A 13,824-nucleotide genomic window follows, 5' to 3' on the forward strand; every position below is an offset into this window, starting at 1 on the left:
AGGAGCCATGGACGTGGAGCCGAGCAGAGGCGGGCCCGACCTGCGCGACGCGCACCGCTTCGCGGTGGAGGCCGCCCGGGCGGCGGGCCGCCTGCTGCGCCGGGGCACCCGGGGGGAGGTGCACGCCCGGGCCAAGAACGACACCGGTGACCTGGTCACAGACCTCGACCTGGCCGCCGAGCGGCTCATCGTCGACCGGATCCGGGCCCGCTGGCCGGAGCACGGCGTGATCGCCGAGGAGGGCGGCGAGTACGCCCCGGACACCACCTGGGCGTGGCTCGTCGACCCGCTCGACGGCACGAACAACGTGGCGATCGGGCTGCCCGCGTACGTGGTCGGGATCGCCCTGTGCGACAACGGCTCGCCGGTGCTCGGCGTGGTGCACGACCCGGTCGCCGGCCGTACCTGGTCGGCGGTGCGCGGCCGGGGCGCGTTCGTGCACGACTCCGGCCCGGCCGCGCGGCCGCTGCGCGCCGCGCGCCGCCCGGTGCCGTCCGCGCCGGTGCTGGCCTGGACCCAGGGGCACGAGGTACGCCGCGACGACAGCACCGCCCGGGCGCTGAAGGTGGTGCTGGACACCAGCGCCCGCCGGGTGCTGCAACTGTGGGCGCCGCTGCTGTCCTGGGTGATGCTGGCCCGGGGCGACATCGACGGCATCGTCGGCTACCGCCCCGAGGCGGTCGACCTGCCGGCCGGGATGCTGCTCGCCGCCGAGGCCGGCATGGCGGTACGCGCCCTCGACGGCGGCACCTTCGACGACAGGTACGGCTGTCCGCCCGACCGGCGCAGCTTCGTGGCCGGGCCACCGGAGACCATCGACCGGCTGGTCAAACTGGTCACGGCGGCACAGTGGATCGAGCCGCAGGTGCGTCGCCTCACCCCCGTCGGCCTCGGCTCGGTCGGCTGGTGAGGCGCGATCCGCTAGCCTCGGCCGGATGGCCGCCAGACAGCTCAAGCTCGGGCTCCGGGTCCGCGACCTGGACCGCTCCCACCGGCTCTACCGGCGACTTGGCTTCAAGGAGATCCCGAACGCCGAGCAGACGAACCTGCGCTACCTGACCTTCGGTCACACCTGGCTGATCCTGTCCGACCTGCACCGCCACGGCCACCACAACGCGCAGCGGGAACGCGACGTCAAGGCCGGGCCGCCGGGGCTCGGTGTCGTGCTCACCGTGCCCACCGCGGACCTGGACGCCACGTACGCGCTGTGGTGCGACGAAGGGCTGCCGGTCACGCTCGAACCCGAGGACGTGGGCTGGGCGCGGATCTTCTACGGGCTCGACCCGGACGGCTACGAGGTGATGTTCGAGCAGTTCCGTCCGGCGTCGCGCTCCGCCGACGCCTGACGGGCGTCGCGGCGGGTCAGGGCCTTGACGGCGTCCGGGCGGCCAGGAAGTCCGCCCAGGTCCGCACGCCTCTCGCGGCGCCCGGCCGGGCCAGGTTCGCGCCCTGGCGGTACGCCCTGCCGGCCCGCCCGGGGATTCGGACCGGCAGTCGCGCACGGCGCTTCCCGGTGGCCGCCAGGTAGCCGGTCAGCAGCTCACCGATCCCGTACGTGTGCGGCCCGGCCAGATCCGGCACCAGCCCGGCGGGCGCGCCCAGCGTCAGCTCGGCCAGCCGCGCCGCGACCTCGGCGGCGTCGACCGGCTCCAGCCGCAGCCCGCCCGGCACCGGCGTCACCGGCAGCCGGGTCATCGCCGTCAGCATGGTCAGCACCAGGTCGTGCGCCTGCGCGGCGCGCAGCACCGTCCACGGGACGCCGGAGTCCGTCACCGCGCGCTCGGCGTCGAGCTTGGACCGGATCCAGGCCAGCGGCACCCGGTCCGCGCCGGTTACCGAGATGTGCACCAGGTGCGCCACACCGGCCCGGTGCGCGGCGCGGGCCAGGTGGGCGGTGGCGCGGTCATCGCCCTTCGCGCCGCCGGCCAGGTGCAGCACGGTTGACACCCCGCGTAGGGCGTCATCGAGGTCCGCGCCGCCGAGCAGGTCGGCGCGCACGTGGGTGACGCCGTCGCCGGACTGTCCGCCGCGCCGGCTGAGCACCCGCACCGGGTGCCCGGCGGCGCGCAGCAGCGGTACGACGTGCCGGCCGATCGTGCCGGTGCCGCCGGTGACCAGGATCTGTGGGTTCATCGTCTCGCCTTCCGTCGCCTGTGCTGCCATGTCGACCCGCGCCGGCCTGCCGACGTGACAGATGTGACGGCGGTCACTTCCGGTCACGTCGGCCGGTCGTGGCGGGTCGAGACGACGTGCGGGAGAGGGAGGCTCAGGTGATGGGGCACGGGCTGGCGGAGCGGTTCGAACGGGAGCGGCCGCGGCTGCGCGCCGTGGCGTACCGGCTGCTCGGCTCGCTCACCGACGCCGAGGACGCGGTGCAGGAGACCTGGCTGCGGCTGGCCCGTACCGACCCGGCCACCGTGGACAACCTGGACGCCTGGCTGACCACAGTGGTCGCCCGGGTCAGCCTGAACACGCTGCGGTCCCGCGTCGCCCGACGGGAGGACTCCCTCGACGTCCGCCTGCCCGACCCGGTGGTGGACACCGGCGCCGACGACCCGGCGCACGCCGCGGTCCTCGCCGACTCGGTGGGGCTGGCGCTGCTCGTGGTGCTGGACACGCTGAGCCCGGCCGAGCGGCTCGCGTTCGTGCTGCACGACATGTTCGGCGTGCCGTTCGACGAGATCGGCCCGCTCGTCGACCGCTCACCGGCAGCGGCCCGGCAGCTCGCCAGCCGGGCCCGCCGCCGGGTACGCGGACAGGCGCCCACCCCCGACCCCGACCTGACCCGGCAGCGGGCGGTGGTCGACGCCTTCCTCGCCGCCGCCCGCGACGGCGACCTCGACGCGCTGATCGCGGTGCTGCACCCGGACGTGGTGCTGCGTTCCGACGCGGGGACCGCCCGCGCCCGCCACACGGTCGTGCTCACCGGCGCGACGACTGTGGCGGCGCAGGCCACCACGTTCGGGCGGCTGTTCCCGCACGCCCGGCCGGTGCTGGTCAACGGCGCCGCCGGGGTGCTGGTGAGCGCCGGGGACCGTCCGCTGTCGGTGATGGCGTTCACCGTCACCGGCGGGCGGATCGCCGCCGTGGACGTGATCGCCGACCCGCGCCGGCTGGCCGCGCTCGGTCTCGCCGGCTGACCCGGAGCCGTCTCAGTCGACCAGAACCAGGTTGGCCATGTCGACCACCGGCCGGAAACCCAGCCCGGCATAGAGCCGGTTCGACACCGGGTTGGCCTGGTCGGTGAACAGGCACACGCGCGCGCCCTCGGCCGTGAGCAGCCGGCACACCTCGGCTACCGCGTTGCCGGCCCAGCCGCGCCCACGCTGCTCGGGTGGCGTGTAGACCGGCCCGATCCGGGCCACGCCGAACGACGGCGGGTTGGCGGCGGTCAGGTGCACCGGGACGCCCGACCCGTCGGTCCAGAACCAGACCCGCCCGTCCCGGATGCGGCGCAGCAACTCGGCGCGGTCGGGCGTCTCGTGTGCGCTGGTGCCGGGCGGGCGGCCCGCCTGCTCGTCGGCGTCGGCCGTGAACGCGCCGAACCACGCGGCGACCAGGTCGACCTCGTCGGGCCCGGCGGCCCGCAGCGCGCCGGGCACCGGGGCCGGTGGCGCCAACTGGTCCAGCACGTGCAGCCGGGTGTGCTGGCCGACCTCGACCCGGCCGCCGTCGAGGCGTGCGACCTCGTCGGCGCAGGCGCGCGCGGCGGGCAGCGCGCCGTTGACCGCGCGGATCCGTTCGCCGCGCCGGTGCCACGCCCGCGCCAGCGCCACGGCGGCCTCCGGCGGCATCGGCAGCAGGAACGCCGGCCGCGGCGGGAACGGCGCGGTACGCATCGCGGCGCCCACCACCGCCCCGGAGCCGTCGCGCACCACCAGCCACCAGTCGTCCTCGGGCAGCGCGACGCCCTCGGCGCGGCGGGCCGCCATCCGGCGCGTGACGCTGGCGACGACGGTGTTGATCACCGGGTCGGCGGCAAGGTACGCCTCGGCGGCGGCGAGGAACTCGTCCGGGTCGGTGCAGAAGTGCAGGGTGGGCGCGGCGGTCATGCGGGCACCGTAGTCACTGCCCTCGGCCGGGTCGTAGCGGTTTTCCCGCCCCCTGCTCAGGGGGCGATGCGCAGCCGGCGGATGTGGGTGTCGTCGTACTCCTCGAACCGGAACCGCAGCCCGGCGAACGGGCTGCCGGGGAAGTCGCCGCTGATCGTCGCCGTCACCACCGTGCCGGCCGGCGTCTGCTCGACGTCGGTGATTTCGTACGACACCAGCGGCGTGCCGCTGCGCCAGGCGCGGATCTCCGCGATCCCGCGGTGGGTGCGGCCCTCGTCCTCGACCACCGCGTCGTCGGCGAACAGCGCGAGGTAGGGCTCCTTGTCGGCCTGGCCGGCGAGCGCGAAGTAGCGGCGGACGATCTCGGGCGGGTTGCTCATGGGCGCGATGCTAGGCGCCGGGACCGACAAGAAGCGCCGTGACGGTGGCGGCGGTGGCCAGCACGGCGAGCACGGCGCTGGTCGCCACGAACCGGCCCAGCGGCACGGCCACCCCGGCGGCACGGCAGCGCTCGTACCAGATCAGGGTGGCCAGCGACGCCCACGGTGTGGCCAGCGGGCCCACGTTCGTGCCGATCAGCAGTGCCAGCAACTGGGTGTGCCGGTCGACGGCGATCACCGCCTCGCCGGCCAGGTACGCGGGCAGGTTGTTCACCGCGTTGCTGAACAGCGCGCCGACCGCGCCCGCCCGCAGCGCCCCCTCCGCGCCCGGGTCGGTGCCGATCAGCGTGCCCATCACCGTGTCCAGACCGTGCCGCCCGATGGTCTGCACGACCAGGAACAACCCGGTCACGAACACCAGCAGCCGCCACGGCACCAGCGCGAGCCGCAGCCGGTGCCGGGCCCGGACCGCGAAGCCCGCGACCAGGATCGCGGCGGCCACCCCGGAGGCGACGCCGATCTCCACCCCGGCGAGGATCCCGGCGACGAACAGCAGGCAGGCGGCGAGCGCGGTGCGGTAGAGCACGCGGTCCGGCGGCACGTACGGCCGCGGCGGGACGAACGGGTCGGCCCCGGCGCGCGCCGGACGCCAGTACCACCGCCACAGCAGCAGCGCGGTCACCGCGACAGCGACCAGTTGCGGCCACCACATCCGGGCCGCCCACGGCACCGGGGCCAGATCGACCCGGTCACTGGCCAGGATGTTCGTCAGGTTGGACACCGGCAGCAGCAGGCTCGCCGTGTTGGCCAGCCACACGGTGGTCATGGCCAGCGGTGTCGGCGGCACGTTCAGCGCCCGCGCCAGCGCGATCATCACCGGCGTGAGCAGCACCGCCGTGGTGTCCAGGTTGAGCGCGATGGTGGTCACCGAGGCGAAGCCGACGCAGAGCCAGAACAGCGCCCGGAAACTGCCCCGCGCGGTGACCGCCACCCGGGTCGCGAGCGCGTCGAACACCCCGGCCACGGCGGTGAGCTCGGCCAGCACCACCACCGTGCCGAGGAAGATCAGGATGGGGACGACCCGCCGCATCGTGCCCTCGGCGTCGGCGCGGGGCAGCAGCCCGGTGAGCACGCACACCACCCCGAGCACGGCCAGCCCGATCGCGATCCAGTCCAGCACGTGCAGGCGGCCCCAGCGGGAGCGGTCGGGCACGGCGTTCGGCGGATCGCCGGGGGTCTCCACGAGGGATGATCCTCGCACACGCCGGCGCGGGCGGAGGAGCCCGACGCGGCCACGATCCGAGCTGCCGACGGTGTCGATCCGTTGACCGTCGGTGGTCATAATGACCATGTGGTTGTAGGCGCGCACCCCACCCGGACCGACCGCCCCATCGATTTCTTCATCAGCTACTCGCCGGCCGACGAACGCTGGGCGACGTGGCTGGCGTGGGAGTTCGAGGCCGCCGGCTACCGCACGCTGCTGCAGGCGTGGGACTTCGTCGCCGGCACCAACTTCATCGACTTCATGGACCGCGGCGTCCGCGAGGCCGAGGTGGTGGTGGCGGTGCTGTCCGAACGCTACCTGCACTCCACCTACGGCAAGCTGGAGTGGCAGGCCGCGCTGCGCGCCGACCCGGACGGCACCGGCAACAAGCTCGTCACGGTACGCGTCGAGGACTGCCCGATCGACGGCCTGCTCGCCACCATCACCTATGTGGACCTGGTCGGTGTGGACGACCCGGCGCAGGCCCGCAACCGGGTGCTCGACCGCATCCGGGAGGCGCTGGACGGCCGGGCCAAGCCGATGCGGCAGCCGGCGTTCCCGCACCACCCGGCCGACCCGCACGGGGTGCTCGCCGCGCCCGCCACCGGAGCGCCGGCACCCCGCCGCGCCCGGCGTACCCCGATCAACCCGCCGCCGTTCCCGCCCGCCGCGACGGCCCCGCCGACGGCCCGGGACACAGTGACGGTGCTCCAGGTCGCCGGGCCGCGGTTCGGCCGGGGCGTGATCACGCCCGGTGCGCCGGTCACCCCGGGCGAGGTGCAGGAACACCTGATGGGGGACCTCACGCTGCTGATGAACGACGGCGTGCCCCGGCCGGACCTGCTCGTCGTCGCGGGCAACCTCACCGAGTCGGGCAGCCCGCGCGAGTTCTCCGACGCGCTGAGCTTCCTCACCGGCCTGCGGGTGCTGCTCGGGCTGGAGCCGCACCGCCTCGTGGTGGTCCCCGGCCCGCGCGACGTGACGATGGCGGCCTGCCGCGCGTACTTCGCCACCTGCGAGGCCGACGACGTCGACCCGCAACCGCCGTTCTGGCCGAAGTGGCGGCACTACGCGCGCCTGTTCGACGACCTCTACCAGGGCCTCGACGACCGGATCTTCGACAGCGAGCAGCCCTGGACGCTGTTCCCGGTGCCCGACCTGCGCGTGGTGGTGGCCGGGCTGAACTCCACCATCGCCATCACCCACCGTGAGGAGGACCGGTACGGCTTCCTCGGCGAGGCGCAGTCCAGCTGGTTCGCCCAGCGGCTGCGCCACTACCAGCAGTCCGGCTGGCTGCGGCTGGGCGCGATGGCGCACGCCCCCGGCGCGCGCAGCCCGTACGCCGACGAGGTGCCGCCGGACCCGGTGTCGCTGCGCGACCGGGGCTCGGTCAACCGGCTGGTCGGCCCGATGCTCAACCTGCTGCTCTCCGACGCCGCGCCGTCGGCCCGGGTCGACCCGGTGGTGCCGCTGGCCGCCGCGCCCCGCGACGGCCGGGCGCAGGTGCTGCGGCTCGGCGTCGACGGGATGACCCGCTGGGTGCTCGGCCGCGACGACCGGCTCGACGGCGGCACTGTCACCGCGGTGTCCTGGCCGCGCGCCGAGGCCACCTTCGGCGCGTCCGGTCCGGCCCAGGTGCCCGACCCGCGCCGCCCGGTCGCCGTCGAGGGGGCCACCCAGGGTGCGGCGGCCGCCGCCGCGCCGGTCGCCCCGGTGCGGCGGCTGCTCGACCGGCTCGCCGAGGTCTGCGAGGCGCGCTACGACCGGGTGGTGGTACGCCGCGTCGACACCGACCCGCCGCACCTCTACATCAGCTACCGCTCCGACGGGGTGGTCCGCCAGCAGCGCGTCGGCGCGCACGTGGGCACCCCCACCGCCGCCGACCTGGACGCCTTCGCCCGCCGGGTCCACGCCACCGACCCGGACATCGCCTCCGAACTGGTCTACGACGGCGACCGGGTGCCGCGCGGGCTGGCCGAGGAGGCGCAGCGCCGGGGCGTACGCGTGCTGCACCTGACCGAGTTCCAGGGCCTGCTCGACCTGCGCGAGTACGTCGCGGCGCAGACCGCCCGGCTCCAGGCCGACCGGCTCTACCCGCCCGGGCAGTACGTGCCGCAGCGCTACCGCCACCTGGTCGGCGCCGACCAGCGCGTGCGCGACGACGTGGTGGACGAGCTGCTGGAGACCGTCTCCGCGCCGGACGGCCGGTTCGTGCTGGTGCTGGGCGACTTCGGCCGGGGCAAGACGTTCGCCCTGCGGGAGGTGGCCCGCCGGCTGCCCACCGCCGCGCCCGACCTGATCCCGATCCTGGTCGAGCTGCGCGCGCTGGACAAGGCGCACTCCGTGGACGGCCTGGTCGCCGCGCACCTGGCCAACCACGGCGAGCAGGTGATCGACCTCAAAGCGTTCCGCTACATGCTGCGCCAGGGCCGCATCGTGCTGCTGTTCGACGGGTTCGACGAGCTGGTCGCCCGGGTGACGTACGACCGGGCGGCCGACCACCTGGAGACGCTTCTCCAGGCGGCCGAGGGCAACGCGAAGATCGTGGTGAGCAGCCGTACCCAGCACTTCAAGACCAACTCGCAGGTGCTGACCGCGCTCGGCGAGCGGGTCGGCCTGCTGCCGCACCGGCGCGTGCTGGCGGTGGAGGACTTCACCCCCGGGCAGATCGAGGCGTTCCTGCGCAACCGGTACGGCGGCGACGAGCGGGCCGCCCGCGAGCGGATGGACCTGCTCGCCGGCGTGAAGGACCTGCTCGGGCTCTCCCGCAACCCGCGCATGCTCGGCTTCATCGCCAACCTCGACGAGGGTCGGCTGGCAGCGGTGGCCGGTGCGGGCGGCACGTTCAGCGCCGCCGCGTTGTACCGGGAGATCCTGGAGTCCTGGCTGGACTTCGAGGAGCGCCGTACCCAGGGCATCCCGGGCGCCCCGGTGAGCCTGCGCCGGCCCGAGCTGTGGCAGGCGGTGAGCCGGCTGGCGTTCCAGCTGTGGGAGAGCGGCGAGGCCTACCTGCGTCTGGCCGAGCTGGCCGAGTCCACCGGTCAGCTCGCCGGGCGGGCCGACTCGCGGCTGTCCGGCCCGCAGGCGGCGCACGCCGTCGGCGCGGGCAGCCTGCTCGTCCGCACCGACGACGGCCTGTTCGGGTTCATCCACACCTCGGTGATGGAGTGGCTCGTCGCCGAGGGCGTGGCCGAGCAGATCAACAGGGGCGAGGAACCGGCCGCGCTCGCCGTACGGTCGCTGTCCGCGCTCGCCGTGGAGTTCCTCGGCGACCTCGCCGACCCGGCCCGCTGCACCGCGTGGACCGCCCGGGTGCTCGGCGACGAGTCGGCCGGGGAGACGCTGCGCGCCAACGCGCTGCGGCTGTCCGCCCGGCTGCGCCTGCCCGACCGGGCCGACCTGCGTGGCGCGGTGCTGCGTGGCGAGGACCTGTCGCACCGCGAACTCGCCGGAGCCGACCTGACCGGAGCCGACCTGACCGACGCGCGGCTGGTCGCCACCAACCTGACCGAGGCGCGGCTGGAACACGCCCGCCTGCGGGGCGCCCGCCTGGACCAGGCCCGCCTGGCCGGGGCGGACCTGCGTGACGCGGAGCTGGCCGGTGCGCGGCTGTTCCGTACCGACCTGCGCGGCGCCCGGGCCGCGGGCAGCAGCTGGCACCGCACCGCGCTGATCGACGTCAGCGCCGACGCGGCGCTGCTGCGCGCCCCGGAGCTGCGCGGCGCTGTCGTCGCGCCGGGCCGGCCGGTTGCGCCGGGCCTGGCCCCGCCCGCCGTGGGCGTCGGCTACGGCTTCGAGGTGGGCCGGCTGCCGGTGCCGGTGGCGTACAGCCCCGACGGCGCGGTGCTGGCGGTCGGTAGCGACGACGGCGGCGTGCTGCTCTGCGACACCGCCACCGGGCTGCCGGTGCGCACGCTCCAGGGACACCGGTCCCGGGTGTACGCGGTCCGCTACGACGCCGCCTCCCACCAGCTCGTCACCGGCTCGGCCGACCTGACCGTACGGCTGTGGGACGCCGACCACGGCGACGTGCGGCACGTCATCGAGGACGTCTTCGCCGGCTGGGTGTGGCCGCTGCTCACCGACGGCCGCCGGGGCCGCCTGGTGGTCGGCGACGCGGCGGGCGTGGTGCGGCTCTACGACACCCGCGGCGCCCGGCTGCGCCACGAGTGGCCCGGCCACGCCGCGCCGATCTGGGGCACCTCGTTCAGCCCGGACGGGCGGCGGGTGGTGGTCGCCGACAGTGCCGGCACCGTCCGCGGCTGGGACATCCCCACCGGCAAGCTGGCGTTCGAGGTGCAGGAGCCCGAGGTGGTCTACCGGGTGGTGCACTCGCCGGACGGCCGGCTGCTGGCCGCCGTCGGGCAGCACGGCCGGGTCTGGATCCGCCGGGCCGCCGACGGGGAGTTGCTGCGCGCGCCGCGCGGCCACGAGGCCGACGTGTACGCCCTGGACATCAACCCGGACGGCACGCTGATGGCCACCGGCGACACACACGGCGCGTTGCGGCTCTGGGAGACCGAGACGGGCCGGCCGGTCCGGGTGCTGGGGCGGCAGCGGGGCGCGATCTACAGCGTCCGGTTCAACGGCGACGGCAGCCTGCTCGCCACCGCCGCCAGCGACGGCGCGATCCAGCTCTGGGACACCGACGACGGTCAGGTGCGGCACGAGCTGACCCGGCACCGCGGCTCGGTCTGGCCGGTGGTCTGGCGGCCGGACCAGAACCAGGTGGCGACCAGCAGCAACGACGGCACCACCCGGCTGTGGGACGTGCGTACCGGGCAGCTTCAGCACACGCTGCGCGGGCACGGCCGCAAGGTCACCGCGCTGTCGTTCCGCGACGACGGCGAGGTGCTGGCCGCCTGTGGCAACGACGGCGTGATCCGGCTCTGGGAGCCGCGTACCGGCCGCCTGCTGCGGCAGCTCGCCAGCCCGGCCGACCGGCTGCTGTCTGTCGTGTTCTGCCCCGAGGAGCCGCTGGTGGCCACCCCCAGCGGCGACGGCGGCGTGCACCTGTGGAACACCGACACCGGCGCCGACGAGCGCGAACTGAACGTGGACACCGACCACGTCTGGGCGGTCGCGTTCAGCCCCGACGGCGACGCCCTCGCGACCGCGAACGACGACGACACCGTACGCCTCTGGTACCGCCGTACCGGCCGGCACTTCGCCACGCTCACCCCGCACCGGGGGCGCGTGCGCACCGTCGCGTTCAGCCCCGACGGCGAGACCATCGCCACCGGCTGCGACGACCAGACGGTACGGCTCTGGGACGCCGCCACCGCCACCTGCCGGCTCACCTTGGAACACCACACCGACCGGGTCTACTCGGTCGGCTTCAACAGCGAGGGCACGCTGCTCGCCAGCGCCGGCAACGACGGCACGGCGGTGGTCTGGGACGCGGTCACCGGCGAGCGGCGCCTGGTGCTCACCGAACACGACGGCCGCCTCTGGTCCTGCGCGTTCAGCCCGGACGGCAACCTGCTCGCCACCGCCGGCGACGACCTGGTGATCCGGCTGTGGGATCCGGTCACCGGCCGCCTGCACGGCACGCTGGCCGCGCACACCCGACGCGTCTGGTCGGTGCACTTCAGCCCGGACAGCAGCCTGCTCGCCAGCGCCGGTGACGACGGCACGGTACGGCTGTGGGACGTCGCCGACCCGGAGCACGCCCAGCTGCGGACCACGCTCATCGGGCTGCCGGACGGGTGGGCGGCGGTCAGCCCGGACGGCCGGTACAAGCTGGACGGTGACCCGGGCGGCCAGTTCTGGCACGTGATCGGCACGTGCCGCTTCGAGGTGGGCGAGCTGGACCCCTACCTGACCCAGGTCCGCCGCCTGTCCGTGGACGCCCCCTTCTGACCTCGCCCGCCCCGTCGATCAAGGAGTTCGTGTCCGGATCGGACGTCGTCTCCGGCACGAACTCCTTGGTCAACTCGGGGCAGGCGGGGGAGGCGGGGCGGCAGGTCCGGTCCAGCGGATCTCGCCGTCGTGCCACACGTCGGTGGGGGCCAGGCCGCAGGCCGTGGCCACCGCGGCCGACGCGCGGTGGTCGGGATGGATGTGGGCCACGAGGGTACGCACACCGCGCCGCCCCAGCCAGCCGGCCATCCCACGGGCGGCCTCGGTGGCGATCCCGCGCCCCTGCCACTGCGTTCCCACCACCCAGGCGATCTCCGCGACCGGTCCCGCGGTGGCCGGTGCCGCCTCGTCGAGGTGCCGGTGTCCTACCGCCCGCGCGCCCGCCGTGGCGGCGTCCGTCACGGTCCCGTGTGGCTCGGTGACCGTGGCCTGGACGAAGCCGGCCAGCCGGCCGCCGTCCCGGAGCCGGATGACCCAGTTGCACCACGACTCGGCCGGGTCGGGTGAGCCGGCGACAAGCCGTTCGTAGCGGGCCCGCAACGCCGCGGGGGACGCGGGCTCGCCGCCGATGAAGGTGTGCAGCGCCGGGTCGGCGAGGACGGCGGCCATCTCCTCGGCATGCTCGACACTCAGCGGCAGCAGATTCAGCCGCGCGGTCGGGATCGGTTCCGGCGTGAACCCGCCCATCGACGCCGGCGCGCCGGTCACTTCATCCATGATCGCGCTTCCAGGAGATCGATGACCTGGTCTCGCGGCAGCGAAACGGACCTCACGGTATCCCAGCCCGCCCCGAGAAACGCAACGCCATTAGCGAACCACAGCCCCGGCCAGCCAGCCTCGATGATCTTGCAGTTTGTGCCCGGGTGAATGGGGCATTCGGGGCGCCGCTCGGGCCGAAAGTGCAAGATCGCGGGGAGAGAGGGAGGGGCGGGGGCGCCGGGGCGGGCGGGGTGCCGCCCGCCCCGGGTCGGGGCACCGGTCAGCGGCGCCACTTCTGGTTGGGGGCGCCGGTGCAGTCCCAGATCTGCAGCCGGGTGCCGTCGGCCGAGCTGGGACCGGTGGCGTCCAGGCACTTGTTGGCCTGCGGGTTGACGATGTCGCCGGCCGCGCTGAACACCCACTTCTGCGCGCCGGTGCCGTTGCAGTCGTAGAGCTGCACCTTGGCGCCGCTCGCTGTCGACCCGGCGGCCACGTCGAGGCACTTGCCGAGCGCGCGTACCGAGCCGTCGGCGTTCCAGGTCCAGCGCTGGGCGGCGGTGCCGTTGCAGGTCCAGAGCTGCACCGGGGTGCCGTTCGCGGTGTTGGCGCTCGCCACGTCGACGCACTTGTCGCCGTACCCGACGATCTGCCCGCCGGTGCCTCCGCCGCCGTTGTCCCAGGCCTGCACCCGGACGTAGTCGACGGTCATGGTCTGCGGGAACGTGGTGCCGCCGTCCGGCGAGCCGGGCCAGTTGCCGCCGACCGCCACGTTCATGATCATGAAGAACGGGTGGTCGAAGACCCAGCGGTTGCCGCCGATGTCGGCGGGCGTCTTGCGGGAGTACGCGACGCCGTCGAGGTACCAGGTGATCGAGTCCGGCGCCCAGTCCACGGCGAAGGTGTGGAAGGCATCGGCGAGCGCCTGGCCGCCGGGTAGCGAGGTGGACGCGCCAACGCCGCTGCCGCCGGAGTAGCCGGGGCCGTGCAGCGTGCCCCAGACGGTCGACGGGGCGTAGCCGACGTTCTCCATGATGTCGATCTCGCCGCTGCCGGGCCACGGGTTCGTGCCGATGTCGTTGCCGAGCATCCAGAACGCGGGCCACAGTCCCTGTCCACGGGGGACCTTGATGCGCGCCTCGAACCGCCCGTACGCCTGGGCGAACGTGCCGTTCGTGAGCAGCCGGGCCGAGGTGTACTGGCAGTTGCCGTACCAGCAGTTGTAGCCGCCGGGGTTCTCCCTGCGGGCGGTGATGACCAGGTTGCCGTTGCCGTCCAGCGCGGCGTTGCGGGTGCTGTTGGTGTAGTACTGCAGCTCGTTGTTGCCCCAGCCGCCGCCACCGATGTCGTAGCGCCACTTGCTCGCGTCGGGGGCGGCGCCGGCCGGGCCGTTGAAGTCGTCGGACCAGGTGACCGCGCCGGGGGCGGCGATCGCGGGGGAGTGGGGGACGAGGGCGAGGGCGGCGGTGAGGCCGACCGCCGTCGCCGCCAGTGCGGCGAGGGTACGGATGGTGCGCACGGGGCGCCTCCTGCGGGGGATGGTGGCCGTCACCGTCGCGGCGGCCGGCCC

General features: G+C 74.7%; 10 protein-coding genes. 4 read left to right on the top strand and 6 right to left on the bottom strand.

Going from position 1 to position 13,824, the window contains the following annotated elements; translation table 11 throughout:
- The first annotated feature begins 7 nt into the window (after positions 1–7).
- Positions 8–910 carry an inositol monophosphatase family protein gene (locus AB0C17_RS21375; protein WP_357480036.1) on the top strand — a complete coding sequence of 301 codons (903 nt, stop codon included), beginning with the start codon at positions 8–10 and terminating at the stop codon, positions 908–910.
- Between the two features lie 25 nt (positions 911–935).
- Positions 936–1,346: a VOC family protein gene (locus tag AB0C17_RS21380; RefSeq protein ID WP_073828533.1), complete on the top strand. Its 411-nt coding sequence runs from the start codon at positions 936–938 to the stop codon at positions 1,344–1,346.
- A gap of 16 nt (positions 1,347–1,362) precedes the next feature.
- Here the strand turns inward: AB0C17_RS21380 and AB0C17_RS21385 are convergent, their stop codons facing one another.
- Complete coding sequence (locus AB0C17_RS21385) at positions 1,363–2,133, bottom strand: SDR family oxidoreductase (protein ID WP_357471402.1); 771 nt, start codon at positions 2,131–2,133, stop codon at positions 1,363–1,365.
- A gap of 140 nt (positions 2,134–2,273) precedes the next feature.
- Here AB0C17_RS21385 and sigJ point away from each other — a divergent pair, with 140 nt between their 5' ends.
- Positions 2,274–3,140, top strand: coding sequence for an RNA polymerase sigma factor SigJ (gene sigJ, locus AB0C17_RS21390; protein WP_357471559.1), 867 nt, complete (start codon positions 2,274–2,276; stop codon positions 3,138–3,140).
- Positions 3,141–3,152: 12 nt separating this feature from the next.
- Here sigJ and AB0C17_RS21395 read toward each other — a convergent pair whose 3' ends face one another.
- Genes AB0C17_RS21395 through AB0C17_RS21405 form a run of 3 tightly spaced genes read right to left on the bottom strand, consistent with a single transcriptional unit; the run spans position 3,153 to position 5,675 of the window.
- Positions 3,153–4,052 carry a GNAT family N-acetyltransferase gene (locus AB0C17_RS21395; protein ID WP_357471405.1) on the bottom strand — a complete coding sequence of 300 codons (900 nt, stop codon included), beginning with the start codon at positions 4,050–4,052 and terminating at the stop codon, positions 3,153–3,155.
- Between the two features lie 56 nt (positions 4,053–4,108).
- The gene (locus AB0C17_RS21400; RefSeq protein ID WP_073828537.1) at positions 4,109–4,432 is read right to left on the bottom strand and encodes a nuclear transport factor 2 family protein; all 324 of its coding nucleotides are present in this window, start codon (positions 4,430–4,432) and stop codon (positions 4,109–4,111) included.
- A 10-nt stretch (positions 4,433–4,442) separates the two neighbouring features.
- Positions 4,443–5,675, bottom strand: coding sequence for an SLC13 family permease (locus AB0C17_RS21405; protein WP_357471408.1), 1,233 nt, complete (start codon positions 5,673–5,675; stop codon positions 4,443–4,445).
- A 108-nt stretch (positions 5,676–5,783) separates the two neighbouring features.
- On the opposite strand from AB0C17_RS21405, the gene AB0C17_RS21410 reads away from it, so the two are divergent.
- On the top strand, positions 5,784–11,558 hold the full coding sequence (locus tag AB0C17_RS21410) for a TIR domain-containing protein (RefSeq protein ID WP_357480039.1): 5,775 nt from the start codon (positions 5,784–5,786) through the stop codon (positions 11,556–11,558).
- Positions 11,559–11,627: 69 nt separating this feature from the next.
- Here AB0C17_RS21410 and AB0C17_RS21415 read toward each other — a convergent pair whose 3' ends face one another.
- On the bottom strand, positions 11,628–12,275 hold the full coding sequence (locus AB0C17_RS21415) for a GNAT family N-acetyltransferase (RefSeq protein ID WP_357388717.1): 648 nt from the start codon (positions 12,273–12,275) through the stop codon (positions 11,628–11,630).
- A 262-nt stretch (positions 12,276–12,537) separates the two neighbouring features.
- Positions 12,538–13,773, bottom strand: a complete 1,236-nt coding sequence (locus tag AB0C17_RS21420; protein ID WP_357388715.1) for a family 16 glycosylhydrolase — start codon at positions 13,771–13,773, stop codon at positions 12,538–12,540.
- Between the last annotated feature and the right edge of the window lie 51 nt (positions 13,774–13,824).

The organism is Micromonospora sp. NPDC048887, from assembly GCF_040649715.1.
Taxonomy (GTDB): Bacteria; Actinomycetota; Actinomycetes; order Mycobacteriales; family Micromonosporaceae; genus Micromonospora.

Bases quoted from the DNA above. Each gene is read 5' to 3' on its own strand.
- AB0C17_RS21375 (WP_357480036.1), top strand. From the start codon at position 8: ATGGACGTGGAGCCGAGCAGAGGCGGGCCCGACCTGCGCGACGCGCAC.
- AB0C17_RS21380 (WP_073828533.1), top strand. From the start codon at position 936: ATGGCCGCCAGACAGCTCAAGCTCGGGCTCCGGGTCCGCGACCTGGAC.
- AB0C17_RS21385 (WP_357471402.1), bottom strand. From the start codon at position 2,133: ATGAACCCACAGATCCTGGTCACCGGCGGCACCGGCACGATCGGCCGG.
- sigJ (WP_357471559.1), top strand. From the start codon at position 2,274: ATGGGGCACGGGCTGGCGGAGCGGTTCGAACGGGAGCGGCCGCGGCTG.
- AB0C17_RS21395 (WP_357471405.1), bottom strand. From the start codon at position 4,052: ATGACCGCCGCGCCCACCCTGCACTTCTGCACCGACCCGGACGAGTTC.
- AB0C17_RS21400 (WP_073828537.1), bottom strand. From the start codon at position 4,432: ATGAGCAACCCGCCCGAGATCGTCCGCCGCTACTTCGCGCTCGCCGGC.
- AB0C17_RS21415 (WP_357388717.1), bottom strand. From the start codon at position 12,275: ATGGATGAAGTGACCGGCGCGCCGGCGTCGATGGGCGGGTTCACGCCG.